The sequence below is a fragment of the Paenibacillus sp. MDV22-iso6 genome, from assembly GCF_058408365.1.
In genome coordinates, this window is record NZ_JBZVDZ010000008.1 from 365,180 (window position 1) to 391,283 (window position 26,104).

General features: G+C 47.7%; 23 protein-coding genes. 12 read left to right on the forward strand and 11 right to left on the reverse strand.

Features of this window, described 5'->3' with window-relative positions; all coding sequences use genetic code 11:
* Positions 1-100: 100 nt before the first annotated feature.
* From AC4PM4_RS23405 to AC4PM4_RS23415, 3 genes are all read right to left on the reverse strand, one after another.
* Positions 101-1,207, reverse strand: coding sequence for a Glu/Leu/Phe/Val family dehydrogenase (locus AC4PM4_RS23405; RefSeq protein ID WP_488732184.1), 1,107 nt, complete (start codon positions 1,205-1,207; stop codon positions 101-103).
* Positions 1,208-1,403: 196 nt separating this feature from the next.
* The gene (gene cdaS, locus AC4PM4_RS23410) at positions 1,404-2,033 is read right to left on the reverse strand and encodes a sporulation-specific diadenylate cyclase CdaS (RefSeq protein WP_063566290.1); all 630 of its coding nucleotides are present in this window, start codon (positions 2,031-2,033) and stop codon (positions 1,404-1,406) included.
* A gap of 145 nt (positions 2,034-2,178) precedes the next feature.
* Positions 2,179-3,690, reverse strand: coding sequence for a DUF6359 domain-containing protein (locus AC4PM4_RS23415; RefSeq protein WP_491614701.1), 1,512 nt, complete (start codon positions 3,688-3,690; stop codon positions 2,179-2,181).
* Positions 3,691-3,910: 220 nt separating this feature from the next.
* On the opposite strand from AC4PM4_RS23415, the gene AC4PM4_RS23420 reads away from it, so the two are divergent.
* The 3 genes from AC4PM4_RS23420 to AC4PM4_RS23430 all read left to right on the forward strand — a co-directional run bounded on the left by AC4PM4_RS23420 (position 3,911) and on the right by AC4PM4_RS23430 (position 5,320).
* Complete coding sequence (locus tag AC4PM4_RS23420) at positions 3,911-4,201, forward strand: hypothetical protein (RefSeq protein ID WP_491614677.1); 291 nt, start codon at positions 3,911-3,913, stop codon at positions 4,199-4,201.
* Between the two features lie 153 nt (positions 4,202-4,354).
* Positions 4,355-4,510, forward strand: coding sequence for a hypothetical protein (locus tag AC4PM4_RS23425; protein WP_162842450.1), 156 nt, complete (start codon positions 4,355-4,357; stop codon positions 4,508-4,510).
* A 279-nt stretch (positions 4,511-4,789) separates the two neighbouring features.
* Positions 4,790-5,320 (forward strand): GNAT family N-acetyltransferase, encoded by a 531-nt coding sequence (locus tag AC4PM4_RS23430; RefSeq protein ID WP_491614678.1) that lies wholly within the window; start codon positions 4,790-4,792, stop codon positions 5,318-5,320.
* 131 nt (positions 5,321-5,451) lie between these two features.
* On the opposite strand, the gene AC4PM4_RS23435 is transcribed toward AC4PM4_RS23430, so the two are convergent.
* Both AC4PM4_RS23435 and AC4PM4_RS23440 read right to left on the reverse strand, forming a co-directional pair.
* The gene (locus AC4PM4_RS23435; protein ID WP_090810103.1) at positions 5,452-6,522 is read right to left on the reverse strand and encodes a serine hydrolase domain-containing protein; all 1,071 of its coding nucleotides are present in this window, start codon (positions 6,520-6,522) and stop codon (positions 5,452-5,454) included.
* Positions 6,523-6,805: 283 nt separating this feature from the next.
* A complete protein-coding gene (locus tag AC4PM4_RS23440) occupies positions 6,806-7,582 on the reverse strand; it encodes a Crp/Fnr family transcriptional regulator (protein WP_244552206.1) in 777 nt (258 codons plus the stop codon).
* A 378-nt stretch (positions 7,583-7,960) separates the two neighbouring features.
* Here AC4PM4_RS23440 and AC4PM4_RS23445 point away from each other — a divergent pair, with 378 nt between their 5' ends.
* The 8 genes from AC4PM4_RS23445 to chrA all read left to right on the forward strand — a co-directional run bounded on the left by AC4PM4_RS23445 (position 7,961) and on the right by chrA (position 15,141).
* A complete protein-coding gene (locus AC4PM4_RS23445; protein ID WP_491614679.1) occupies positions 7,961-8,392 on the forward strand; it encodes a GAF domain-containing protein in 432 nt (143 codons plus the stop codon).
* A 216-nt stretch (positions 8,393-8,608) separates the two neighbouring features.
* Positions 8,609-10,222 (forward strand): helix-turn-helix domain-containing protein, encoded by a 1,614-nt coding sequence (locus AC4PM4_RS23450; protein WP_491614680.1) that lies wholly within the window; start codon positions 8,609-8,611, stop codon positions 10,220-10,222.
* A gap of 168 nt (positions 10,223-10,390) precedes the next feature.
* Complete coding sequence (locus tag AC4PM4_RS23455) at positions 10,391-11,338, forward strand: ABC transporter substrate-binding protein (RefSeq protein WP_491614681.1); 948 nt, start codon at positions 10,391-10,393, stop codon at positions 11,336-11,338.
* A 121-nt stretch (positions 11,339-11,459) separates the two neighbouring features.
* Positions 11,460-12,110 carry a response regulator gene (locus AC4PM4_RS23460; RefSeq protein WP_053780067.1) on the forward strand — a complete coding sequence of 217 codons (651 nt, stop codon included), beginning with the start codon at positions 11,460-11,462 and terminating at the stop codon, positions 12,108-12,110.
* Complete coding sequence (locus tag AC4PM4_RS23465) at positions 12,103-13,215, forward strand: PAS domain-containing sensor histidine kinase (protein WP_072734977.1); 1,113 nt, start codon at positions 12,103-12,105, stop codon at positions 13,213-13,215. The genes AC4PM4_RS23460 and AC4PM4_RS23465 overlap by 8 nt, the downstream gene beginning before the upstream one ends.
* A gap of 282 nt (positions 13,216-13,497) precedes the next feature.
* Positions 13,498-13,992, forward strand: a complete 495-nt coding sequence (gene chrS, locus AC4PM4_RS23470) for a chromate efflux transcriptional regulator ChrS (protein ID WP_063566298.1) — start codon at positions 13,498-13,500, stop codon at positions 13,990-13,992.
* A 12-nt stretch (positions 13,993-14,004) separates the two neighbouring features.
* Positions 14,005-14,592, forward strand: coding sequence for a chromate efflux transporter ChrB (chrB, locus tag AC4PM4_RS23475; RefSeq protein ID WP_063566299.1), 588 nt, complete (start codon positions 14,005-14,007; stop codon positions 14,590-14,592).
* 3 nt (positions 14,593-14,595) lie between these two features.
* Positions 14,596-15,141 (forward strand): chromate efflux transporter ChrA, encoded by a 546-nt coding sequence (chrA, locus tag AC4PM4_RS23480; RefSeq protein WP_072734978.1) that lies wholly within the window; start codon positions 14,596-14,598, stop codon positions 15,139-15,141.
* A 204-nt stretch (positions 15,142-15,345) separates the two neighbouring features.
* Here chrA and AC4PM4_RS23485 read toward each other — a convergent pair whose 3' ends face one another.
* A complete protein-coding gene (locus tag AC4PM4_RS23485) occupies positions 15,346-17,718 on the reverse strand; it encodes an Ig-like domain-containing protein (protein WP_090954162.1) in 2,373 nt (790 codons plus the stop codon).
* Between the two features lie 209 nt (positions 17,719-17,927).
* On the opposite strand from AC4PM4_RS23485, the gene AC4PM4_RS23490 reads away from it, so the two are divergent.
* The gene (locus AC4PM4_RS23490; RefSeq protein ID WP_090810093.1) at positions 17,928-18,548 is read left to right on the forward strand and encodes a methyltransferase domain-containing protein; all 621 of its coding nucleotides are present in this window, start codon (positions 17,928-17,930) and stop codon (positions 18,546-18,548) included.
* A gap of 155 nt (positions 18,549-18,703) precedes the next feature.
* On the opposite strand, the gene AC4PM4_RS23495 is transcribed toward AC4PM4_RS23490, so the two are convergent.
* From AC4PM4_RS23495 to AC4PM4_RS23515, 5 genes are all read right to left on the reverse strand, one after another.
* Positions 18,704-19,840 (reverse strand): glycoside hydrolase family 88 protein, encoded by a 1,137-nt coding sequence (locus AC4PM4_RS23495; protein WP_491614682.1) that lies wholly within the window; start codon positions 19,838-19,840, stop codon positions 18,704-18,706.
* Between the two features lie 157 nt (positions 19,841-19,997).
* Positions 19,998-21,941: a glycosyl hydrolase gene (locus tag AC4PM4_RS23500; RefSeq protein WP_491614683.1), complete on the reverse strand. Its 1,944-nt coding sequence runs from the start codon at positions 21,939-21,941 to the stop codon at positions 19,998-20,000.
* A 19-nt stretch (positions 21,942-21,960) separates the two neighbouring features.
* Positions 21,961-23,979, reverse strand: a complete 2,019-nt coding sequence (locus AC4PM4_RS23505) for a heparinase II/III domain-containing protein (RefSeq protein WP_491614684.1) — start codon at positions 23,977-23,979, stop codon at positions 21,961-21,963.
* A 210-nt stretch (positions 23,980-24,189) separates the two neighbouring features.
* Positions 24,190-24,849 (reverse strand): SGNH/GDSL hydrolase family protein, encoded by a 660-nt coding sequence (locus tag AC4PM4_RS23510; RefSeq protein WP_491614685.1) that lies wholly within the window; start codon positions 24,847-24,849, stop codon positions 24,190-24,192.
* Between the two features lie 170 nt (positions 24,850-25,019).
* Positions 25,020-26,099, reverse strand: a complete 1,080-nt coding sequence (locus AC4PM4_RS23515; protein WP_090810390.1) for an RNA-guided endonuclease InsQ/TnpB family protein — start codon at positions 26,097-26,099, stop codon at positions 25,020-25,022.
* Positions 26,100-26,104: the final 5 nt, after the last annotated feature.

Below are 26,104 nucleotides of genomic sequence, written 5' to 3' on the forward strand. Positions count from 1 at the left end.
CCTTCTGCTGACGCTTTAATCCCCTGAATATAAAAAGTCTCAGATTCGTTAGCGCTCCGCCCACGTTAAAGGCCCTCTTCAGCTCTCAGACAGAGGTTTCTTACCCGCGCAGTCTGCGGGAACTCAGCGCGTGATGACCATTTTGCAGAAACGTGCTGCGTGTATTTTTCATCAGTTCAATGCGGCGTTCAGCCAGGCGATCCGCAGCAATATACGTTGCGATGCCTTCGGTCCGCGACGTTTCGAAGATTTTCTCCAGATTATTGTAGATCTCTCCAACCTTGCTCCACGCACGATCTGCATTATAGCCGTTCAGCTCATCCGCAATATTAATTACGCCACCTGCATTGATCACGTAGTCTGGTGCGTATACGATTCCCATTTCATGCAGCTTGTCACCATGACGCGGCTCCAGCAGCTGGTTGTTGGCACAGCCTGCCACAACCTTGGCCTTAAGCTGCTTCAACGTATCATCATTAATTGTACCGCCCAATGCACATGGAGCATAAATATCACAATCCACTCCAGTAATGTCGGCAGGGTCCACCGCCTTTGCACCGAATTGATCCACAGCCTGCTTCACGGAATCCTTATGGATATCGGTAACGATCAGCTGCGCACCTTCTTCGTACAAATATTTGCACAGACGCATCGCCACGTTGCCCACACCTTGTACAGCCACGGTTTTGCCTTCCAGCAGATCCGTGCCGAATGCTTGCTTCGCTGCGGCCTTTATGCCCCGATATACACCCCAGGCTGTTGCCGGGGAAGGATTACCGGAGGAGCCGTAGCTTGGCGATATACCTGTGACATAGTCGGTTTCCTGATAGATCAGATTCATATCTTCTTCTGTCGTTCCCACATCCTCTGCGGTGACATAACGTCCGTTCAGTCCCTGAATGTATCGGCCAAAGGCCCGGAACATCGCTTCATTTTTGTCACGGCGCGGATCCCCGATAATTACGGCTTTACCTCCGCCCAAATTCAGTCCGGATACAGCATGTTTATATGTCATTCCCCGCGCAAGGCGCAAGGCATCTTCAATGGCAGCTTCCTCCGAAGCATAGGTCCACATCCGTGTGCCTCCCAGAGCAGGTCCGAGTGTTGTATCGTGAATAGCAATAATTGCTTTTAAACCAGAGGCTCTATCCTGGCACAGTACCAGTTCCTCATAATCGTGATGTTCCATTGCATCAAACCAGCTCATGTGTTAACCGTCTCCTCCAACCATTTTTGCGATCAATTCGCCTTCTTCAGTTCGTCTTCCATCCTCTATTGTACCCATGATGATCAAGTTTGTGCAAAACCACATCACGATGTAACAAAAAGACCTTTCTCTCTTCACAGGGAGAAAGGTTCATTTACTCCAGCATGGAATCGGTAAAAAATCTAGCGACCAGTAATCATGGCAGGGTTTCAACCACGTTGATGGGATGCAGATCCCCTCCCACGGCGAATGAAGCTTGACCTGTCTCTTCCGAGACAACCAGCACAACCGCATCCGTCAGCTCACTTAATCCGAGAGCAGCCCTATGCCGTGTGCCAATTTTCCGTTCATGTGCAATGGCCTGTGACAAAGGTAATACATTACCCGCGGATACAATCTGATTGCCCCGAATCAGCACCGCCCCATCATGCAGAGGTGCACCAGGTATAAACAGCGATTCCAGCAACGCATGCGTGACTCTGGCATCGACTGCAACCCCTGAGTGGATAATTGGTTCAAGCGGAACTTCCCGTTCAATTACAATGAGCGCACCATATCTGCGATCCGACAAATGCTGTACACTGGCAGTCAGTTCGGCAAATTTCTCCGTGAAGGGAGACAGATAACAATCCAGATAAAAGGAAGAAGCCAGCACCTCGATCTGCTTGATCTCGGCCCGAATCTCCGCAAATTGGCCCAGCAGACACACACTGTCATGGTCAAAGGTGGATAACGTCTTGTTCATTCGATCTGCCACACGATGGAGGTCCCCTTTGAGTTTCTGCCTCATGGTCGAGCTGTCGCAGTCTGCTTGCCGATTCATCATGGTCTTCCTCCTCACCTTGGCATCTCACTCATCATTCATAATTAACCATACGTTTCCCTCTGCTCCGGGCATTTATGCAAAATAAAGCCTGTCCGCAATTGTGGCGAACAGGCCGATTTTCCGTATATTTTCCTTACTGCTTATCTTACTGCGCTTTGCCGTACGATCCTGCCTTAAACGTTGTAGGATCATACCATTTGTAGCCTGCAGCCGGTGTAGCCCATGGTTCGGTTTGCGGCTCAGTGGAAGAAGCCGGAGCTTCAATAGCAAGCAGACTTGTCGGCGTATCCAATGTCAGTCCAGCGACCTGAGACAGACTTGTGTAACTTTCTTTCACTGCAAGCCATTTTACGGTATTCACGAGGAATACACCGTCATTCACTTCTTTGAAGCCATCATACGTTGTTTTGGCAGCGCCTGTTTCTTCACGTAGATATTTGGGAGTGGCATCCTCAACAGGTGAGGAGTCACCGATAAATGCTGCTTTTCCTGCCCCGATCTTGGCGATCGCTGCGTAGGCTCCTTCAGCTCGTCCGCCACCATTGTATACGCCCTGATCTACCGCGTTGCCCCATTTGGAAACCCCACTAGGTACATACACCAGACCTTTGGCTTTGTTCGGGTCAATAATGGCAAGTGTGGAACCAGCATGCATGGCCACTGCGTTCACGCCAGTTGTAATGCCGAACGACTGTGAAGGTGCGACGATATCCGTTGCATTAACATCTCCCAATGCATTGTAGCGGAAACGAATACCGAAGTTGGATGCCAACCAGTCCGAACTGGTCACGCCTTGCATGGCTGGAGATTCAGCTTCTGCTGACGACATGCCTTTGGCCGGATTCAAGAATGCACCACGGCGATAGCCGTTGAATACTTCGGAGGAATCCCAACGGTTTTTGTTCCGGTCTGCGTTGTAGTGGTCGGCAATGAAGAAGACACTGCCACCATTCTGTACATATTGCAGCAGCGCAGCTTGCTCTGTCGCTTTGAAAGGCACGTTCGCTTCGCCGATAACGAAGACATCATAATCTTTCAATTTATTAAAGGTGATGGCTTGCTCACCGAAGGTATACGGGATGCTGCGATCCAGCTGATCCACAGTAAAGCCTGCGTTTCGCAAACCATTCGCAAAGTCCGAAAATGCCCCATCAATAACCCAGTCCGCAGCCCCGGCTGTCTGAGCATGCGTGTTATCGAATAATACTTTCTTCCCTGTACCATCCGGCAGCGTTGTGCCTGGATCAGGATCAGGATTGGTTGTTCCAGAGGAGAGTGCGATTGAGGTAGGATTCTTAACTCCGGCATAACTGTTATATGCGCCAAGTGTTCCGGTTATGATAACCTTCTGCCCCACAAGATTCGGGTTGGTAGCCAGTCCATATTGCGAGCGGTACGACGCTGGAATCTGCACGTCGAGCAGTTTCGCGTTAGTCTTCTCTGTCGCTGAATCTGCAATCAGGAAGTTAAAATCATTGGCGTAAGGAGATGTAAACTTGGCTGTAAGCGAACCGGTGGCATGTCCAACAATATATCCTTCCACCGTTGCCGTTGCTCCGCCACTCTGGGCAGCGATGGCCTGCGATACCGTAATAGGTGCTGCAGCGGCCTGTACCGGACCTTGTAAACCAGGTTGAAGCAATGCCGTCGCCATCATGATGAAGATCAGGAATGCCCCGATCCAATGCTGCCATATCGCTTTCTTCATACTTGCCTTCTCCTCCTCGTAATTACCTGATAATGGGTTATCCACCTTTAATTTAATCGTTCATATGCTGAATTCCTCTTTCTTTTTGTAAAATGTTTGAAAAAACTTTTGGAAATTCCACCAATTGCCCATACTGGTTAACAAAAGTATCCCAAAGGAGACCTGTATGATGAAGTTTCTTTTTCTTCTGCTCCTGCTGATTGTTCCACTTATTATGGTTTTTGTTGCTCTCCGCTCACGGATGATGACCCGCATTTTCCATGTACTTGCACTGCTCTGCTTCTATAGTGCGGCGACTGTCATTGCCGGAGATGTGTACGCTACGAATGCCCATATGACGACGTTCACCACAGAAATTCACCATTTCCTGTTGAATGGATGGTTTCTTTATCCGTCTGCATACTTGGGTGTGTACGTTCCCTATTTGCTGTGGATGAGCCTTTTTTCGAAAAAAAGTTGAGTACATTCGAGCCTTGGCATTGCATTTTGACATCGTTCATTGCATAATGATAATATAACTGTGATAATGATTATCATTCTTGAGCTTGTCTCAAGTCTTCTGCCTACTGTACATGACTTAACGATTTTATAGATAAAGGGGAACGAACATCGAATGAATACAACTCTGCAAAAGGCTGATCTGCAGCTTGACGATTATTTGGATCTTCTGAACCTGGCAACCAACCTGGGTGACACCAAATGGCAAAAGGAAATTATCCGCAAGCTGGCTTATACTTATCCCGCAGTTGAATGTAAACAACCACAATAGCATGCCTTATACTTACATAGCCCAATAACCCATTCTTTACACGAATCGGTTATTGGGCTATTTTTGTTTTACTATATAATTGAACTAAACATTTACACGAGAAACGGAGAGGACAGAAAAAACCTGAAGAAGCGGAGCGTTCGCCTTTATCCCCGGATTTTCTCCTTTTAAAAAGGGAATCAAAAAAATCTGGGGATAACAGCGATCGGAAGGTTGTTCTGTCATCGAAGTGGCAAGTGTAAATATTCTTTAGTTCACTTTATATAGGAGGGAATAGCTATGCAATTGGAGACCGAACGACTCATCATCCGGGATATTCTGGAGACAGACTGGGAAAGTATACATAGCTACACATCCATGACAGAAGTTACTCAGCATACGGCATGGGGACCGAATACAGAAGAAGATACGCGTGCTTATGTGGAATTTGTGCTGAATTCACAGCAAACACAACCACGAGAGGGTTTTGAACTGGCGATATGCTTAAAAAATGAGGGCATCCTGATCGGCGGTGTTGGCCTTCACATCGAAAAGACGAACGCAGAAATCGGTTATGTGCTCAATCCCGTTTATCAGGGAAAAGGATACGCTGCCGAAGCAGCCCGAGCGATGCTTGGCTTTGGCTTCAATACACTTGGCGTACACCGTATTTATGCGAAATGCCGCCCGAACAACAAGGCTTCTGAGAAGGTTATGCAGAAGATTGGTATGCAGCGTGAAGGTCTGATGCGAGAGCATTGGTTTTACAAAGGGGAATATCATGATTCGTGTCTATATTCGATTCTTGCAAAGGAATATGCAGGTGAGTGAATACCATGGGTATAATGCAGGAGGGCGTTAACACGTCCTCTTTTGTATCATGGATTAGTTATCTTGGATGGGAGTCTCTAGATATAAAAACCACCTAATGATTAGGTGGCTAATACTTCTATCGATTCCCGTTACTTCAATGACGCTTCTCTCTGCATGATTTCTTCTAAGATTTTTATACCTGTAGAGTCTATCATCGTTCCTTGTGAAGGCTCTTTTTTTGTAATCCATTTTATGATTTGAGCAAAATAATGATCCATAAGAGAATTTGAGAAAAAAGAATAATTGGATAGCAATACAACTCCTACACGGAGTTCCTTATTGAAAGCTAGATAACTATTAAAACCAGCTGAACCCCCGTTATGCCAGAGGATACCTTTATCTAGAAGATTATCCTCACCCCAGCCAAAATAACGGTTTGAATTTCCGATCGATATAGGGAGATGACTTTTTTGTAGTGTAGAGGCTATCGGATTATTATCATTTAGATTGGCTTGGACAAATAAACTCAAATCGCTAACAGATGACTTAATCCCCCCAGCTCCTACATGAATAGAAAGATCCCAATGAGGGACTCTTTTCCCAGATGAAGCATGTCCATTCAAAAACCTGCTATTCTGTTCTGCATCAAGTATAACGGCTGTCTCATTCATCTTTAATGGACTCGTTATATATTTTTTTAACAGTTCGTCATACGCACTTCCTGACACCTTACATAGTATGTATCCCAGTAAACCTACACCGATATTGGAATATCCAAACGAACCTATGCTATCCGTGTAATCAGAATTAGATAAAAAAGCAGTTAAATCTTGCTCGGTATACATTGAATAAGGATTCGATCTTTTTTTAGCCAAATTGTGGTTGGTTGCCAATATAGGTAATCCAGAGGTATGAGTAGCAAGGCTTCTCAAGGTAATCTTATTCAAATAATCGTTTTGAACGTTCTGCACGAACTTACCAACAACGTCATCCGAGGAAAGCAGTTTTTCTTTTTCCATTTCTAATAAAATTATGGATGTAAAAACTTTGGTTATGGAGCCGATCTCAAACAACTTATGCTCAGGAGGGATCACACTTTTCTTTTTATTATTATCAAATGAATAGTATTCAACATCTCCCTCCCTAACAATCCCGATAACAAGCTGTAAATGTTTCTTATCTTTTGTGTAATCTGAAACAAAACTTTGTAAATCCAGCATGGTAAAATGTACTCCTTTTTTATGATTCTTTTATTACTTGAATGTTGAAATTACGTTGATCAACCTATTTTGAGCAAACCAAACTATGTATTCGTTTCCAATTCTTGATTTCCTGCCCGGATAACTGAACCCTCTAAACTTTTCGATTCAATACCACTGCTTCAAGCCGCTCATATCAAGCCAAAAAAGCTGATCCCGAGTACATCGGACATCAGCTTTTTTGAATTCTCCGTAACGACCCCAATCGCCATGGAAGGAAACAACCCTATTCAACTTGATTTCATTACAATCGGCACAGCTCTACCGGGCAGCTTGGAAATGTCGGACATCCGCACATGCAGCGCAAGGCTGCCAGATCACGAATCATCAGCTTTCCATCCATGGTGTCCAGCGTCCCCTGTTCTTTCCAGGCTCCCAACATGCGCGTTACACTCTCCCGCGTGGCACCAATCATTTCCGATAATTCGGTATGATTCAGCTTCATGTCGAGCACGATGCCATCCGGCGTAATTTTGCCATACGAGTTGCTGGCACGAATGAGCGTCGATGCGAGTGCACCTGCCTTGCCATAGAGCAAGAGGTCACGGAAACGCGACTGGGTGATACGCTGGGCGAGCGCCATCCATTGCAGGAATTTCAAGGCAAGGTCACCGTGTTTGCTAAGCACACTTTCCAAGTCGCTGAGCGAGATGATCCCCAGCTCCCCTTTGCCAGCCATCTCTGCACTGTAGCTATGAGTCAATCCGCCAATGCCGCCAAACTCTCCAATCAGATCCCCGGTTTGTTGAATCGATAAAATAATTTCTTTCCCATCCTCAGTCGACTTGGTCAGCTTCACTCTTCCCGAGCGAATGTAGTACAGGTATCCGGCTTCATCGCCTTCCAGAAAGAGACTGTACCCCGACTTTACCCGTTTTGGCTGCATCTTCGCCTCGATCAAGCCCCACTGTTCAGCTGTCACGAACGAAAGGATTCCACCTGTCTCCCGTGTCATCTTGCTCGCCTCCGTCTGTTCTTGTTGTGTCGCCTGGGTTGTTCTTTCTGTAAATACCGTACCCATTACCATCGTCCCCCTCGGTGTTTCCTTATGTATCCATCATACCGCGAATATAGCGTGGGGGTTATCGGGGGATTACCTGAACCTCACGGGGAAACTCCCTGAATTTTCTGTGAGATAAATCACACTTACGAGATCCCTTTACGACTCCGTAATCGAAAAAAGCCTTGCCATTCATGGCCTGAATGCCTGTCCATACACAGGATCAGCAAATTGCAGAACGGAAATAGGGGTTTTCCCTGAATTACAACACGGAAGAAAGGGGCTACAATAGAAACAACAGCGAAATACCCTTATTTTAAGATGTTCCCTGACCACAGGATAACGATATTGATTACACCGTAACGTACGGTATGATTCCAAAAAAGGAAGTGTCCTCTCATGCATGATGAACTGCCATCTGGCATTCAGGAGATGATCGACGGCCTGCGCCTGAGTACCTCCAGCGATTTTTGCGGACTGGCCTGTCTGTCCGGCACGATGCTGCGCTGGAAATATACATCCGGCGCCAGTAACGAACGTGTGAAACGCATGGAGATGCGTCCCGGACAAGATCTGGTTGGCACAGCGCTTCGAACTGGACGCACCGCTCTATCTGATGCACAATCCACCGGGGAGCATACACCCGGCCGTTGCCCGTTAATGCTTGCGGAGCGGTTGGTATGTGCCATAGCGGTGCCTGTGTTCCAGCAAGGAAGTGTTCCTGGCGTCGTGTTGCTCCTTGGCAGCAGATTACCCTGCACGTTCTCACCGGAGATGGTCCGTCAGACCGAACAGGTCGCTATACAGCTGCAGCCAAAAGTGTACGGATAAAGACAGCTGTCTGGAATACGCTAAAAAGTCTTGTTATTTCCTAATGGGAGTAACAAGACTTTTTTTGATTATGGTTTATTCTTAGTTGGACAAGCGTTAATTAGTCACCTTGCCATCACTCCTCAGTGTACGTCGACGTCTCTCTCACAGATTGATATAATCGAGTCCATACATCGATATGTTCAAGATAGAACATACGGCTAGGAGGCTACAGATATGCTTGTACTGACAAATGCCAGTGTGATTCCTTGGGAAGCTGCACAGCAAACCGGATTTATTTCCATAGAATCTCCTTCCCTGGTGACTTGTACAGCCACGGTTAACTTCCACTATGAGCAGATACATGGCGTTTTACATAAAGGCCAGACCCTTTTCCTGTATCCCCCATGCTCCCTGGAGCTTATACATACTCCGGCTTCTGCCTTCACGGTATATCATATCGGCTTTCTGGAATACGGATTAACGAAAGAGTCCCATGAGAAGCGTGTCTATGAACTTACATCAGAGAACTTGCCTGCATATGGATCAAAGAATGGAGCCACTTCACAAGGGCTACGGATCCTTGCCATTATCCAGGAACTTACCGACAAACGTTCAGGCAGCATCATGACTGAAGAAGCCCGATCCCATTTTCTACTGAGTGAGCTGCTTGAGTTGTTCAGGCTGGCTGTTAAACCTGCCACAGAAATGGTGGACAGTGTAATTAGGGATGCTCTTTACTATATTAATCATCACTATGGCGATCATCTCACCCGGGAAGACATTGCCCGCATGACCGGATTTAACGCAAGCTATTTCTCTAGATTTTTTCAAAAACAGGTGGGGCGCAGCTTCCAGGCTCATCTGACCCGAGTTCGGATGGATAAGGCAAAGCAATGCCTTCTATCGACACAGGCCACATTGAATGAAATTGCCTTGCTCGTAGGCTATGCTGACGGTTTATATTTAAGCCGCAAGTTTAAGCAGTTCACCGGGATCAGCCCAAGTGAGTATCGATTGCAGCCACGTGCGAGACGGATTGCAACGGTTCAGTATACAGGGGATCTGCTTGCCCTCGGCGTTCAACCCGTTGCGGCCTCCTTTCTTCCCTGGGCCCTTTCTCCATTGATCCAGGATGAGCTGCTGCATGACGTAATTGATCTGGATGAACATGGCGTGGAAGAATTACTGCGCGCTGAACCGATTGATTTGATCATCGCACCGGACTATCTGTACTACTTGCCGCACAAGCTCGAAAAACTTGAACGCATATCCCAGGTTATTGTTCTCCCTTGGAATCAACTGGATCGACTGGAGACCGTTCGTCTGATTGGCCGAATTATAGGACGAGAACAGGCAGCAGAAGATTGGATCGAACATTACACAACACGGGCCAGAACCGAATCTGATCGACTAAAGGATTTTATTAAACCCGGAGAAACAGTTGGTTTGTATGAGCTGTGGGAAGACGGCACCATTTGTATCTGGAATGCAACCGCCAGAGCAGCCTATAACGTGTATTATGGACTTCATCTTACTCCGCACCCCAACATCCTCCGTGATGTTCTGGAACCGGACAATCATCAATACATCGAAGAAGATCAATTGGCAGAATATGCAGCAGATCATATGTTTCTTGTTCTTCCGGCACACAAAGGTGGCCTGTATCACGATTCACCAGATAAACTTAGAGAGCGCCCGGGCTGGCGCAAGGTTATGAATAACGGAAATCGTCGCATATACCCTCTCCAGCTGGAACAATTCTGGTGTAATGATGCCTTGTCTCTGGAGAAGCAGCTTGAACTTATGGTAGACATCCTGATTCGGGAGAATAGCGTTAAGGCCAGGTAACATTTGTCCATGCTCAATGGGTCACATTTTGAGATAGACGATCCTTGTGCACAAAAGCTACGATACATAGGAGGTTTTATTGAGAAAGATAATCATTATTGATTGGGGAGAAGCAGAATGACAGGGGTTAAATCAAAATGGTGGGCCGGGCTCATAATCCTTTTACTCGTGATAGGAATTATTGGCTGCTCAGGCCAAGCTGAAGAAACGACAGAAAATAAAGCTTCCGCACCTGCCGTAACAGAAGAACAACCAGCGGCAAGCGAAGCAGAAACACAAGTCATATCGACGGTTAACGGAGACGTTGAAATTCCCGTGAATCCTCAGCGCATTGTTACGCAAGGTTACCTTGCTGATTTTCTGGCACTTGGCGTCAAGCCTGTAGGCGCGCCAGATTATGAGCTGGAAAGCCCATATGTGCTTGATCTCGTTGAGGGCGTGGCAGACATTGGCCGGATTGACGGCGGATCTGTAGAGAAAATTTTGGCACTTCAGCCTGACCTGATCGTTACTGTAGGTGGAGATGAGAAACTGAATGAGCAATATCGTAAAATCGCACCCACACTCATCATCCCTTACGGAACATACGACAATGTCCATGAGGAGATCACCACTTTTGGTGAAATCATTAACAAACAGAAGGAAGCCAAAGATTGGCTATCCCAATTCGACATAAAAGTGGAGGCCGCCAAGGAGTCCATCCAAGGACTGGTCAAAGAAGGCACAACCTTCTCCAACTTCAGCCTGTTCGGCAAAGAATGGTACATCAACGGGGATGGTGTCAATCGCGGTGGACAAGCCATCTATCAACAGCTCGGACTGAAAGCACCAGACATTGTACAGAAAGAGCTCATTGATCAGGATAAAGATACCGTAGCGATATCCGAGGAAAAGCTGGCAGATTACGCAGGTGACTATATCTTCCTGGATTTGTCCAACGGAGGTTCACTGGATGAGGGTTCAGCGGTCTGGTCATCCCTGGATGCCGTTAAGAATAATCGCGTGTTCAAACTTGATGGAGAACGCTTCTGGCCCTATGATCCACTTGCCGTGGAAGCACAGGTTCAGGAAATTGCAGACATGATTAAGGAGCGTTTCGGTAAAACAGAGAACTAAAGTTTAATTCCTCTTGTCCGATATACAGAGAATCGAAGCCATTCAGAGATTAACCTCTGAATGGCTTTCTTTTTTGGTATGATAAAGAAAGAACTGTGGAACCGGACAGGAGGAAAATGATGTGATTCAATTATTAGTTGTCGACGATCATGTAGTTGTACGCTCCGGGCTGATCGCCCTGCTCGACGGAAAGAATGATATACATATTGTTGGAGACGCGGCCGATGGGGATGAAGCTATTGCCAAGGCACAAGAACTGAAGCCGGATGTGGTCTTAATGGATTTCAGCATGCCGCCAGGCAAAGACGGTCTGACCGCTACTGCTGAATTGAAGAAATTGATGCCGGATGTCTCCATTTTGATCCTGACCATGCATGACGATGAAGAATATCTGTTCCGCGCCATCCACGCGGGAGCATCCGGATATATTCTCAAGAGCGCACCGCATGAAGAATTGCTTGCCGCTATTCGTTCCGTAGCAGAAGGTAGCGCCTATCTATACCCGAGTGCGACCAAGCGGCTGATGAGTGAATACCTGGACAAAGCGAAGCAGGAGAACGCTGGACCGTATGACACGTTATCCGAACGAGAGAAAGAGATTTTGTCCTGGATTGCCAAGGGTTACGCCAACAAGGAAATCGCTGAACATCTGGTGATCAGTGTCAAAACGGTTGAATCCCACAAAAGCAATCTGATGGAGAAGCTCGGCCTTCGAACCAGACCGGAACTGGTGAAGTTTGCGATGAAAAAGGGGTTGCTGAACTTTGAGTAGCACACGTAAAAACAGACTTAGCGGATTTGCCGACCAGCCTGTGCGTCAGTTATTAGAGGAAATCGACAGTCACATTACAGATACTGAATTTCGCAGCAGACTGAAAGGTTCCCTGCATCAGCTCAGTGATCTGAAGTTTGCCTTGGATGAGTCGTCCATTGTAGCCCTCACGGACCGCAAAGGAAAGATCCAGTATGTAAACGACAAGTTCTGCGAAATTTCACAATATAATCGGGAAGAATTGATCGGCCAGGATCATCGGATCATTAATTCGGGTTATCACGGCAAGAATTTTATGAAAAACCTGTGGGAAACCATCTCTTCCGGACGAGTGTGGAACGGAGAGATTCGTAACCGTGCCAGGGATGGCAGCCATTATTGGGTGAATACAACGATTGTGCCTTTTCTCGATAACGATGGTGAGCCCTATCAGTATTTGGCTGTTCGCAGTGAGGTAACCAAGTTGAAGCGGGTCGAAGCTGAGATACAGACGATGATGACCCAGGTCATGAACATTCAGGAAGAGGAGCGGCGTCGCATCTCGCGTGAGCTGCATGACGGCATTGGACAGAGTCTCTTCTCTCTTGTTATTCAGATGGATCGTCTGTTGGTGGACCAACCTCAATCTGGTGTGGAAGCACTGCGAAAACAAGTTACGGGCATTATGGAGGATGTACGCGGCATGGCATGGGAGCTGAGACCCTCCGTACTGGATGACCTTGGTGTCGTTCCGGCCATTCGCACGTATATCGAGAACTATACCCGGCACTACGGGATTGAAGTGGAGCTGGAATGTAATCTGCGAAAACGGCTGGAGATGAACCGAGAGATCGCCATGTACCGCATTATCCAGGAGGCGTTAACCAATGTAGCCAAGTACGCCGATGTGTCAGAAGCACATGTGACGGTGGAAGATTCGGAAGAGGCAACCGTTGTGAGAATCGAGGACCAAGGCGCAGGGTTCAACAGTACGACGGCTGGTAACGGTGTTGGTCTATTTAGCATGGAGGAGCGAGCTCGTGGAGCCGGAGGTACACTTGTAGTATCTTCGGAGCCTGGCGAAGGAACGGTAGTTACCTTTTGTCTACCCAAAACTGTTCATTAAGTCACTTCAACCTGTACTTTATATAGAAGACTGTTTACGGATGTGCTCCGTGAACAGTCTCTTTTTCGATTCATGCCTGCATCCTGCTCCCATTCATCATCTCTGATTGGTAAAAATGACAAAATGAAAGCTTTGAATCGGATAAATTCAACATTTACAATAAATATATTGACTCCAATTACGATTCGTCATTAAAATATGAATGCTGCATACAAATTGTACGTAGATTCTATCATAATTTTTTATTCTATATAGTTAAAAAAAAAAAAAGGATGGTCAATCATGTCAGAGAAACGCTCCTCCAAAGGGGGAGAAATCCCGCAAATGCACAATCTGGATGCAATCGATCGTAAAATCATTGCCGCTCTTCACCAAAATAGCCGGATATCCTACACCGATCTGGGTGCACAGATCGGTTTGTCCCGTGTGGCCGTTCAGGCCCGCATTAATGCCTTATCCGAAAAGGGAATCATTGAACGCTTCACCGTGGTTATCAATCCGGGCAAAGTTGGACTTCAGGTCTCTGCCTTTTTCAATGTCGATGTAGAACCGCTATTCCTGGATGAAGTGGCCGCGAAACTGGACGAAGAACCCGCAGTAACCAGCCTCTATCATATGACAGGCCCGAGTACCCTGCACATGCATGGTATTTTTGCAGATATGGAAGAGATGGAGCAGTTCCTGCTGGAGAAGCTCTACAAGATGCCAGGCATCGTCAAGGTAGAATCACAGCTGTTGTTAAAACGATATAAAAGCCGAATGGGCATGAGACTCTAGGAGGAAATCAGCATGAGTTGGAAAGATTACAACGGTCTCGTCATTGGGATGGTACGAACCGGAATTTTGGGATATGGCGGCGGCCCCTCGGTTATTCCACTGATCCGTTATGAAGCCGTTACCCGCTATAAGTGGGTGAGCGATGATGAGTTTGGCGAGATTTTGGCCATTGCCAACGCTCTGCCTGGTCCCATTGCTACCAAGATGGCCGCGTATCTCGGGTATAAAACGAAGGGCGTGCTGGGTGCTATTGTGTCCGTCCTGGCCCATATTTTGCCGACGAGCATCGCCATCATTGCGCTGCTTGGTTCCATGTACGCGCTGCGCGAATCGAAAATCGTAGCAGGCATGGTCGCAGCTGTTCGCCCGGTCATTTTTGTCATGCTCGGCATGATGGCATACGAATTCGCCAAGAAAGCATGGAAGGGACTCGGTACAACCTTTGCCGCCCTGTTCGGTGTCCTTGCCTTTGTACTGCTGCAGCTGCTGGATATTCACCCCGGTATTGTGATTGCCGTCTTTCTCGGATATGGCGTCTTCCATCTGGATGTGGTCCAGCGTTTCAAATCCAAACGCGATTCCGACAAGGGGGTGTCCTAAGCGATGCTTCAGACATGGTGGGAATTGTTTTGGGGATTTTTTGTAGCCAATATCTTGGGATACGGGGGCGGCCCTGCCTCCATTCCATTAATGCAGGAGGAAGTCGTCAACCACTACAAGTGGATGACCACCGAGCAATTCGGTGATGTACTGGCCATCGGCAATGCTCTTCCCGGTCCAATCGCGACCAAAATTGCCGCATTTGTCGGTTATCAGGTAGCTGGCTGGTTTGGCGCATTCATCGCCAGTTTTGCCACGGTTGTACCTTCGGCTGTCGCGTTAATTCTGCTGCTTCGTTTACTGAACAAGCATCGTACTTCACCAAAGGTGAAAGGGATGACGTTGCTCGTACAACCGGTTATTGCTGTACTTATGATCTTACTTACATGGGAATTCGGTCAGGTATCCACCAATTCCATCGGCATTTGGCAGACACTGATCATTGCAGGGATCGCGCTTTGGGTCATGACCAAGACCAAGCTGCATCCAGCCATCCTCATCGTTATTGCTTTCGCATATGGAGCGCTGGTTCTGTCTCATACGATGTAATTCATTGATTATTTAGATTCGGGGAACGTCTTGGAACAATGTGTTTTTATATCCAATATGGATATATGCACAAGTGCCGGGGCGTTTCTTTTTTTATATTGTTAGTTCGTTTGTATTTTTCCCATAAAAAAAACGGTGATGCCAGCATTTAAGCTGTCATCACCGCACATAAAATTGCTTGTTTTACCTTCGTACTTGAAGATATTATTTTGCTTCAACGACTACAGTCACTTTGGTTTTCACACCTGCATAAGTCACGGTAATGGTTGCTTTACCCTTACCATTGGCCTGAATGATGCCATCTTTCACCGATGCTGTCGCAATACGGGAAGATTTCCACAGTGCCGGCTTGGATACGTTCGCTTCGCTGCCATCGGCATACGTTGCTGTAGCAACCAGGGTTGCTTTGTCACCAGGCTTCATGGTCAGGGTTACTTTATCGGTTTGCAAATATTTCAGTGTATCTACATCGACTGCAATCGTTACCGTCTTGCTGCCGTATTTCGCTGTAATTTTTGCTTTACCTGAACCTGTCGCTTTTACTTTACCTTTGGTTACTTGAGCTACTTTGTAGCTGTTGGTTTTCCATTCTGCTTTGTCCGTGACATCACGCTCGCTGCCATCGCTCAGATATGCAGTAACCTTAAGATCAGCGGAATCACCGGTTTTCAGGGAAAGAGCCGGTTCGGATGCTTCAATGCGTGAAATAACGTCCACTTCAACCTGAATGGTCACTTTGTTGGAACCATATTCAGCCGTGATATTGGCTTTACCGCTGCTGTTGGCAGTGATAACCCCTTTTTTCACGTCGGCTACGCGGGAGTTGCTTGATTTCCATGTTGCATCAGATGAAACATCCTTGGTCAAGCCATCTTCATCCGTAGCTGTGAGTACGATTTGCTGTGTTTCCTTGGAGGACAACACCACAAAGTTCACATCTGCCTCCAGCCCGCTAGCCATACCTACTTCAACAGGCAGAGTTAACGTTTTACCTTCAATTTTGGCTGTGATGGTTACTTTACCTGTTGCAATACCTGTCACGACACCTTTGCTGTCCACTTCAGCGAGTTTCTCACTGCTGCTGCTCCAATCCGCATCTTCGGACACATCTTTGGATGTATCACCGTATACGGCCAATACTTTCACAGACAATGTACCACCAACGGCTACAGAACCTTTTTTCTTGTCCATTTCATACTTGTCCGGAACATCTACATTCACTGTAAATTTAACGGTTTTGCCGCCGTATGCCGCAGTGATGGTTGCATTTCCCGATTTATAGGCGATCAGCTCGCCGCCAGACACATATACAACATCCGCATTGCTGGATGTCCAAGTTGCTTTGGAAGTTACGTCTTCCGTACTTGCATCAATATATTCTGCATTGGCTACCAGTTTCTTGGTTTTGTTATCACCTGTAACGCTCATAGCCAGTTTATCTTCGACACCCGCAATATCCAGATATCTTGCCGTATCAACGTCAACCGTGATTTCCACTGTTTTGCCGCTATACGTTGCTTTGATTGTCGTAGAACCCGCACCAATCGCTGTAACTTGTCCCTTAAATACCGTCGCTACCTTATCGTTGCTGGATGTCCATGTTGCTTGATCCGTTACATTCACATCAGCACTGCTCGGGTAAGAGGCAGTCAATACTACATTTGCCGTTTTATTGGACTCGCTCAAACGGAAGAAAATGCTCTGTTTCTCCACACTCAGTTTGCTTGTCAGATCAACATCCACATCTACGGATACGGATTTCGTTCCGTATTTGGCTGTAATCTTAGCAGAACCTGCGGAGTATCCTGTAATTTCACCTTTTAATACATCTGCTACTTTTTCATTACTTGACGTCCACTCTGCCAGATCCGTTACATCTTTGGTTGTGCCATCTGGATAGGTGGCTGTCAATTTTACAGTTTCGCTTTTGTTCAAGAGCAGATTGACCTGCTTCTTGTCCACATCCACACGTTTAACAACCTCAACATTAACATCCACAGTCACGCTTTGACTGCCGACTTTACCTGTGATGACAGCTGTACCGGCGCTTTGTCCAGTAACTTTACCATTCACAACCGTTGCCACTTTCTCGTCATCGGATGACCATTCAGCTACTTTGGATGCATCTGCATTCGTCGTATTATCACTGTAAGTTGCTGTCAAAATAATGTCTTTGCTATCCCCTGTGCGCAAGTCCAGGGACTGCACGTTTTTGGAAAGGGCTTTAACCTTTTTGGTTACATTCACCTGAACCGTTTGACTCTGAGACAGATACGACGTTGTAATGGTTGCCGTACCTTCCTTTTTGGCAGTAATGGCACCATTATATACAGTCGCTATCGAAGTATCACTGCTACTCCAGGAAGAACTGATGGTTACGTTAGCCGATGTATTGTCGGTATATACTCCTGTCACCGTAACCGAACTGGAATCACCCACTTCGAGCGACAGCTCATTTTTGGAAACTACAATTTTGGACAGTTCTTTATCTGCCGCAGCGGCCAAGCCTACGTTGGAAATACTCAGCACCAATACCAGCATCATCACCATGTACTTGGTCAATCTTGGCTTTAACATCATTTCCCCCCGATTCTTTTCATTTTGTTCCTTAGTTTAATGTCGGCAAGTTCTTTCCAGATGTTTAGACTTTCAGGGAATTTTCAGGGGATTTCGTGGAATTCATTCATCCGAACTATCGATTTCCAAATGATTCATACCTGCAAATATTACGCATAACCTATGTATAGTCACTATTTTGAATTCATTTATATGATCGGGGGAGAAACATGAGTCAGCCTTTTGACTACAAAGGATATTGGGAACAAACGTATAGCTCAGGCGAGACATCCGGAAGGGGTTCGTATGGCGTACTGGCTGAATTCAAGGCAGAGGTCGTAAATGGACTGATTCAGCGTGAGGGTATTTCCAGCGTCATTGAATTTGGATGCGGGGATGGCAATCAACTGCAATATATGAATTATAATACGTATCTAGGTGTCGATGTAGCCGGCTCGTCGGTGCGTCTATGCGCCTCCAAGTTTGCTAACGATACCTCCAAGAGTTTCATGTTATATACACCAGGTCTGTGGATTAACCGCGGTTTCCTTCAAGCTGATCTCACCGTGTGTCTGGATGTGCTCTATCATATTACGGATGAAACGGATTTTCGCAATACACTCTACGACATTCTGCACTCTTCGTCAGGGTGGGTTGTGTTGTACACTCGTTTGAAAGAAAACGGTAATCCAGGAGTTAGCACCATTCAGGACCGAAATATTTTTGACTATCTGTTCGACTATCCCGAATTCAAAGTACATGAAATTATTCCTCAGCGGTATCCCGACCAGTCCTCGGCCGACTTTGTCATCTTAAGACGCACACCCGGCATCGAAAATAAATCGGTCTGAGACCAAGGGTGTGCTCCGCCTCCAAGACAGGAATACCCTTTCCCACTAGGAGGCAGGCACACTCGAACGGCTGTATGGTGGGTCGCCTACTCATGCAACTCACGCATACTCGCCGCTTGAAGTGTGACATTCCTGATTCCCTGATTCTCGTTTCTCTAAAATAAACCCGGGCGGCCACGCAGCTTCGCCAGCGCCTCCATATAGAAATAATCGCCGTATATAATCGGCACATTCAAGCCACGACCCTCTGGATAATGCACCGTGCCCTGCATAATTAGACCTTCTTCCGCTGCCGTCTCACCGGAGCTGTAGTTCTCATGCAGCCCGCGGAGGATACGATCTGCCGCGGCTGCATATTCCTCGCCGCGCGGCGACAGCTTCGCCAGCTCCAACAGGCCGCTTGCGGCAATCGCCGAAGCGGACGAGTCCCACGCCACCTGATGCTCGGCAGGTGCGCGGAAATCCCACACCGGCACGATCTCTTCGCCAAGCATGGCGAGGAAGAAATCGGCCGCCCGCTCCGCTGTCTCCAGATAGCGGGCTTCGCCCGTATACCGGAAAGACAGCGCAAACCCGTGCAACGCCCAGGCGGTACCCCGCGCCCAGGCCGAACCTGGCGCATGGCCCTGCCCGCCATGCTCCTGCAGCTTCTGCCCCGTGAGTGGATCGAACTCCACCACATGGCAGATGGACCCGTCAGCGCGGACGAATTCGCGCGCCACGGTGTCCGCATGCGCTTCCGCCAGGCAGCGGAAGCGCGGGTCGCCGCTCTGCTCGGAAGCCCAGTAGAGCAGCGGCAGGTTCATCATGCTGTCAATGATGGCTACGCCGCGCGTATCCATGGTTGACGAGCTGAAGTTCCAGGCGCGGATGAATTCACCGCGCACGTTAAAGCGGGCAGCGAGCAGATTGGCGGCGAGCATTCCTCGCCGCCGGCCATCTGCGCTGCCGGTCTGGCGGTAGTTGGCTACGCCACTAAGCAGCCAGATGAACCCGAGATCGTGATCCACCGATTCGGGATCACGCAGACAACCTTCCAATTGCCGCTCACAACTTTCGGCAATGCGGGATAACGGAGCGACAGCTTCGTCTTCCGGCGACTCGCCATAGACAAGCCATAACAACCCCGGCCAGAAGCCGGCGGTCCACCATTCGGGATCATTCCGGTCATATATGCCCTGCGGGGCAGTGTGCGGAAATGTATCCTTGATGCGCTTCGCGTTGCGAATCGTTTTGGCCGCTCCTTGCCGCCATGCTTCCTCCAGCCATTTTACTGATGTTGATGTATTCATAAATCTATCCCTCCTCTAATTGATACCTACCTCTTTTTATTACATCCAGCTCTAACACAACACATCTTCCGTAGCTCTTCCCCAATATCATTGCGATATATCTCCAATTAAGAAACCATGCCCACGCATCTGACCTGATATAGATATCGGAAAAGGCTCATGTCACTACACCCAATCTGATCGTAAACGTTATACTTCGCACGCCGCTCACTTCCATCCGCGCTTCCTTCAGCAGCCCATTGCGGGATGCCACCGGCTGTTGCTTGAGCTGAATAATGGCTCCTTCATCCAGCACGGTGGATTCCACATAAGCTCCCCGGTACTCGCTGCGCACAGCCTGCTTGGAATGAGTGATGACAGCCTGCTCGCGGCCGTCACTGAACATCAATGGAATGAGTGCTCCGACAGCCTCAAGCTCACCGTCGAATTCATATGTCACAGTAAGTAAATCAACCTGCTGTACATAACGGGTGCGCAGTGAATCGAGCCCGATTAGTGGGCCGAGCCATGTCACTGTAAATGCATTGGCCTGTTCCTGATGCTTCCCGTCATCTCCCTCTGGGGAGGCTGAATCATCTCGGACCTCTCGATCTACCGTTTCAAGCAAAATCGAACCTCCGCCATCGGCAGGATTAATCCCGGCATCCCGGTCATAATCAGCACCTGACGGAATGCCCCCGGCAAGACTGTGCCAGTTCCCATCTGCCGTCTTCCAGACAGGACAATAGCTCAGCGGACCAACTTCCCCTTCCGCAAACTCCGTGAATCCAGATTGCACATGTCCAGCAGCGGATGGACCGATCAGCCCTGGCAATTCCGCCTGTTGTATGCGCACGAGACCGGGAACCGTGTATGGATCATTCATAGCTGTATGCAGAATCATTTGTTGACCTGGTACCGAGGCAATGATCGTTTCAAACCATCCATCGGTCTGCAACACCCGGTTGCCTAACTCGGAAGGAAGGTATATTTCCGTTACATCTTCACCAGGATCGCTAAGGCAGGCATGGGCCAGCGCTGCTGCCGTCCACAGATTATAACCCGTATGATTCGTATAGATTTCGTAGCCATGACGTGCCTCAGGTGCATACTCGTTGCGAACTATTTTCAGACGCCCATCATCCATCTTCCAGCGCTCCACAGCTTCGAAACACCGATTGGCAGCACGAGCGAACGCCCCAGCCATCACCCCATCTCCAGCCTGTAAGGCCTGTGTTGCATGGGTAGAACATACGTAGGCCGCTGCCGCTTCATTCCATTGATGTTGGGAGCTGCGTCCACGCGGAGGAATCTCCCCCAGCGGTGACAGTGTAAGCAGCGTACTGAATGCACCATGACGTAATTGTTCCTTTAACTCACCAGCGCAGGCCCCCTCATAACCCGCTTCAAGCATGACATCCAGATGATAGCGGGTCGCAATATCATAGGAAAATGGACAATTGGGTCGATCCAGCGGCCCGTCCTGATATAGTCCAAGCGCCGTAAATCGTGGCAGATGATACAGATTCAGATAACGGTCCATCCAATCCGTACCCTCACTGGCCAGATGTTCCCTCAAGCGCAGATATTCTCCCGAGATCATGATGGCGTTCCAGTTAATCATGCGATTGGAATTGTTCATTTTTCTCATTGTAAAAACATAATCTTGTTCTGGCTGTATCTTCTTAAGAGCCTCTGCCCAGACCTTTGCTTGCTCAGGCATATGCGGCTTCAACAGGATGTAAGCTCTCATCATCAACACGGGGAAAAAGTCCGGGTGATGATCCGGTGCACAACCCTTCACAACAACATCGATGCTGTGTGACAGGGCCGATGCGGCCGAAGCAAGCAGGTCCATATGTCCCGCTTGCACAAGAACCGATGCAGCCATTGCATACGCTGGTGTGGAATAATATCGTTCGGCCTCCGAGAACGGATCAATAATGGCGCCGCTACTGGCCTGGTAAGGTGTATAAGCCCGAACAACACTCTCCACAAGGGCCAATTTGCGAGCCTGATTCCAACCATCTGACGGAGCAGGCCCCGCCTTTTCCGCCAGTGTACGATAATTTTCGAGAGCATCTCTCCATGGATACGTTGATGCGGCTGTATACTTACTCACGTATGCTCACCTCCATCTTTCACTTTGGTTCAATCGTGAATTTCAGCTCACACATCGTCTCCAGCAGATCGGTTTCATCACTTCCCGCACTGGAGTTATCCGACTGCTCTCGCCATTCAAGTGATGTCCGATAGAATGTAACTGGCACATTGTCATGATCAACCGTATTAATGATCTCTATGTCAGCCTGCCATTGGTTTGCATCATACGTCATACAGACCGTTGCTCGTTCGCCATGCCATTGAATCTGCCCCTCATGTACGATCTCAGGTACCTTTCTGCTCATAAACCGCTCCGTCACATTCGACCGATTCAATTCGCCCACCGAATTTAACGTGCTTGATGAAGACGCCGCTCTGTTTTTCAATTGAAATCGATCCTTCAGACGCAGTTCTGCTACGCTCCCGGCATCATTTGCAGAACCGCTCCAATGCAGCTGGCGTGTATAACGAGCGAGCGAAGTTGCTTCAGGATAAGCTGCTGTCAGTTCCAAGCAGGCATCCAGTGTACGGTCATCGTCCGAAACCGTCGCCTCAAGAATCTGTGCTTGCGCCTCGCGCCCTGAGCTCTGCTCCTTCCCCTCAATCCGCGGCACGCTATGCCCGGCCGAACTAATGTGGAACAACCGCTCTCTGCCCGGAGCAAAATAGGCTTGTGTATACAGCCCTGCTCCCGGATCACAAAGAATGTTTTCGCCACCACAATGAATCATAAATTGCCCCAGATCATTATGGTTATGGGGTTCATCGTTATGCCCGGCCTTGACGGAAAAAGCAACAGCGAGAGGTTTATCTCCGGTAAGTTCAGCGCTTGGAGAATCAAGTGCTCCCTTCGCAATCATCCAGCCCAAATCTTCCAAAATGATCACTCGTTCCGCCGGAACAGCCCCCTTTTCTTGCAAGTACATTGCCGGACTGCTCCACATCACGTTGCGCAGCAGGTGAGCCCAACGATGACAGGGATCATCGGTAAACAAAGGAATATGAAACGGCAGATCGATCTGTATACCGAAACGAGATGCCAGAAGTGAGAGCAAACCCGAAGGAACCTCTTGCTGCTCCGCACTATCCGAATAATTCACGAAGGTTCCCCCCGACAGATGAACCCGCAGTGGGAAGGCTGCTATCGCCGCTATCTTTGAACCATTCAGCAGATCCAACTCACCTTTACTGTATTCGCGTAGCATGTCGGCATAATAGACGAAATAGCCGAACCCATACACCCAGTAACCAATGCCTTCTGCACAGCCACCATCCATGCCATATCCACTCAGAAATGCTTGCATGGATCGAATCGCCTGACCAACCGATTCCGTCAAAATCGCTTCTTCCTCCAATAGTAATAATCCAGCCATGCCACAGCATCCGCTGCACACAGCAGACCAGTTATGATCTGCATCTTGCCAGTGATAGGTACGTTGTTCCCGATAGAGCGGTGTGAAGATGCGCCGCTCGGCCTCATCCCTAATCCGCTGGATGATACGTGCGTCCAATCGATCCGCGTGAATCGTCACGATTTCGGCCAGCATATGTACCGTCTCCGCGGCAAACAGATCAATATTACCGTTGACCTGTTCCACTCCCCCCGAACCCAAATGTGCAGGCAAACACCATGTATACTCACCACACACATCCCACAACATATCTTCCAATGTCTCTATCCATCTCGGCGCATTCGAATCCACTGCAAGCAGCGCTATTGCCGCCAGACGTCCCCTGCGTTCAAAGTACGCATCCTCATACAACTTTCGTTCCCCTATATCCCCAAACTTCCGATAAAGACCGAATGACAGCGAAGGCAAGCTTTCGTTCAGAGCACGTTCCCCATAGCTGCTCAGATCTGTGTAAAAAGAAGCTAGCTCTGGTTGCAATAATGCCTTTCCAATGGCATTGATAGAGCAGATTGAGGGTGCTGCTGAAGCAAGCAGAAGCTGCTGACTCCTATTTCTGTCTCGTACCATCCGATGTACTGCCCGCTGAATGACCGTAGAATCCGGGATGCAGATGGAGCTGACTTTACTTTGATTGGTGTTTTCCATTGAATTCACCCTAATCTATATGGAATACGAAACCTTCATTATATGTAACCGATTTCATTTTACCGGATAATGCTGTATATTTGAAGAGTTATCCGTCATATCCAACCAAATTAACCACAGAATTCCTGTTCCACATATAAAAAAAACGAAGAACCCCTCAGGGTTCCTCGTTGCATTCAGCTTTTTAGCTCAAACTGGATATTTCTAATTCTATTTACCAATCGCAAGTGGAGAACTCTGTACAACGGACAGCCATTGACGGGCAATCAGCTCATGACCCGCTGCGGTTGGATGCACACCATCCCATAACCAGTAGGCTGCGTCAGCTTGTTCGAGAGCATCGTTGAACGTTTGCTGCAAAGGTACCCAGACCGCCCCGAACTCACTTGCGAGTTCACGGACCAGATTTTTATACTGCCCGATACGCGCCTGCCAAGTATCCCAAAGCTCCACTGTAGCTCCCGTTTTAAGAATGAACGGCTCCATTAAAATCAGCCCGGTATTCGGCATTACTTCCCGTGTTTCCTCCAGCAAATGACGATATGCACGTCCAAGACGATCCGTCACTCCACTAGGTTCACCATTCATGGTACGCCATGCATCATTAACACCAATTAGAATGCTAATCAGATCCGGCTTCAGACTAAAGGTATCCTCGTTCCAACGTGCATAAAGATCAGAAGCGCGGTCCCCGCTAATTCCTCTGTTGTAGAACGTTGGCTGTTTGGCTGCCAGTTCCACACCCAGTTTGCTTGAGATCAGATAAGCATAGCCATGCCCGAGAAAATGATTCGGATCGTCATTGCGCGATCTTCCACCGTCTGTAATGGAATCTCCCTGAAAAAGTATAACGGATGAATGTGTACTCATAATCGAAACCGTTCCTTCCTGTATTTGACACTCCCACCCCTAAAGGGGCAAGATCACTAAAGTGATTGGGATTCTTAGCTAAGCTTAACGTCCTCATTTCATTTCTGCTTTGGACAGATGCTAAGATTAGGGTATGCCATTACCCCTCCTAAGACAGTGCATATAGCACCTTAGGCTGATTGACTGTTACCGCCAATCACAGTTGCGTAGCGAATATTCATCGCCCCAACGATATCACGATGTTTCTTGAATCCACATGGGCACTTATATCTTCTATCTTGCGCCTTGTTCTTTTTTGAACATTCTGGACAGGTTTGACTTGAATATGCAGGGTTCACATATTCCACTTTGATCCCTGCCATATTTGCTTTGTATTCAATGAATTGTGCCAAACGGTAGAATGACCATGTGTGTAGATTCTTTTCGTTTTTACGACTTGTTCTTGTCGTCTGCCTAATATTCGTTAGTTGCTCTAAGCGAATGACAGAAGTCTTATTTTCGACTGCGAAATGAACGATTTCACGGCTGACTTTGTGGTCTTTGTCTTTCATCCATCGTTGTTCTTTATCATCTAACTTGCGAATAGCGTTCACTTTCTTTTGTTTTCCTAGCTTTTGACGAACACTACGAAACTTCCGTTTCTTGTATTTGTTTTCTCGCCCATTCCCAAAGAAGCGAACGTGATCATTATCCGTGATGGCTACGGCAGGGACTTTCAACCCTAAATCAACGCCCAAAATCCGCATACCCGTTTTTTCAGTTGTTGGCATGGTGACAGCAATTTGGGCTACCCATTTACCTGAGCTTTTCGTGACACGGAGCGTACCAAGTTTATGCTTCAAAAGGTCAACGTTTCGATGGTCTTTATCGATGGACAATGCACGAATTTTTAAACGCTTAGATTTTCCCTCTACCATGAATGGAATGGAAATGTGCGTGAAGTCAAGAGAATAGTTTTGGTTATTCCATACGCAAATCGGTTTCTTTAGGATCGGTATGATTGCGTATTTACTTTTCTTAACTTTGGTAGAGAATACACTATTCGCATCTTTAATCGCTTGATTTTTTACTGCACTTGGTAGATTAGCAGGAATGTCTTTTGTTGTCTTCTTCAACCTTTTCTTTTCTTCTACCATCTCGGCCACGAGTGTATTAACAACTCGGATATATTCATGACTACTTTGTTGCAATAGTTGGATCTGCTCTGTAGTCGGCAGCAGCTTTAACTTAACCGTTATGGTCTGAGATATATACT

What these genes read in the sequence shown, in the direction of transcription:
- AC4PM4_RS23405 (WP_488732184.1), bottom strand. Translation starts at nt 1,207, where the DNA reads ATGAGCTGGTTTGATGCAATGGAACATCACGATTATGAGGAACTGGTA.
- cdaS (WP_063566290.1), bottom strand. Translation starts at nt 2,033, where the DNA reads ATGATGAATCGGCAAGCAGACTGCGACAGCTCGACCATGAGGCAGAAA.
- AC4PM4_RS23415 (WP_491614701.1), bottom strand. Translation starts at nt 3,690, where the DNA reads ATGATGGCGACGGCATTGCTTCAACCTGGTTTACAAGGTCCGGTACAG.
- AC4PM4_RS23420 (WP_491614677.1), top strand. Translation starts at nt 3,911, where the DNA reads ATGAAGTTTCTTTTTCTTCTGCTCCTGCTGATTGTTCCACTTATTATG.
- AC4PM4_RS23425 (WP_162842450.1), top strand. Translation starts at nt 4,355, where the DNA reads ATGAATACAACTCTGCAAAAGGCTGATCTGCAGCTTGACGATTATTTG.
- AC4PM4_RS23430 (WP_491614678.1), top strand. Translation starts at nt 4,790, where the DNA reads ATGCAATTGGAGACCGAACGACTCATCATCCGGGATATTCTGGAGACA.
- AC4PM4_RS23435 (WP_090810103.1), bottom strand. Translation starts at nt 6,522, where the DNA reads ATGCTGGATTTACAAAGTTTTGTTTCAGATTACACAAAAGATAAGAAA.
- AC4PM4_RS23440 (WP_244552206.1), bottom strand. Translation starts at nt 7,582, where the DNA reads ATGGGTACGGTATTTACAGAAAGAACAACCCAGGCGACACAACAAGAA.
- AC4PM4_RS23445 (WP_491614679.1), top strand. Translation starts at nt 7,961, where the DNA reads ATGCATGATGAACTGCCATCTGGCATTCAGGAGATGATCGACGGCCTG.
- AC4PM4_RS23450 (WP_491614680.1), top strand. Translation starts at nt 8,609, where the DNA reads ATGCTTGTACTGACAAATGCCAGTGTGATTCCTTGGGAAGCTGCACAG.
- chrS (WP_063566298.1), top strand. Translation starts at nt 13,498, where the DNA reads ATGTCAGAGAAACGCTCCTCCAAAGGGGGAGAAATCCCGCAAATGCAC.
- chrB (WP_063566299.1), top strand. Translation starts at nt 14,005, where the DNA reads ATGAGTTGGAAAGATTACAACGGTCTCGTCATTGGGATGGTACGAACC.
- chrA (WP_072734978.1), top strand. Translation starts at nt 14,596, where the DNA reads ATGCTTCAGACATGGTGGGAATTGTTTTGGGGATTTTTTGTAGCCAAT.
- AC4PM4_RS23485 (WP_090954162.1), bottom strand. Translation starts at nt 17,718, where the DNA reads ATGTTAAAGCCAAGATTGACCAAGTACATGGTGATGATGCTGGTATTG.
- AC4PM4_RS23490 (WP_090810093.1), top strand. Translation starts at nt 17,928, where the DNA reads ATGAGTCAGCCTTTTGACTACAAAGGATATTGGGAACAAACGTATAGC.
- AC4PM4_RS23495 (WP_491614682.1), bottom strand. Translation starts at nt 19,840, where the DNA reads ATGAATACATCAACATCAGTAAAATGGCTGGAGGAAGCATGGCGGCAA.
- AC4PM4_RS23505 (WP_491614684.1), bottom strand. Translation starts at nt 23,979, where the DNA reads ATGGAAAACACCAATCAAAGTAAAGTCAGCTCCATCTGCATCCCGGAT.
- AC4PM4_RS23510 (WP_491614685.1), bottom strand. Translation starts at nt 24,849, where the DNA reads ATGAGTACACATTCATCCGTTATACTTTTTCAGGGAGATTCCATTACA.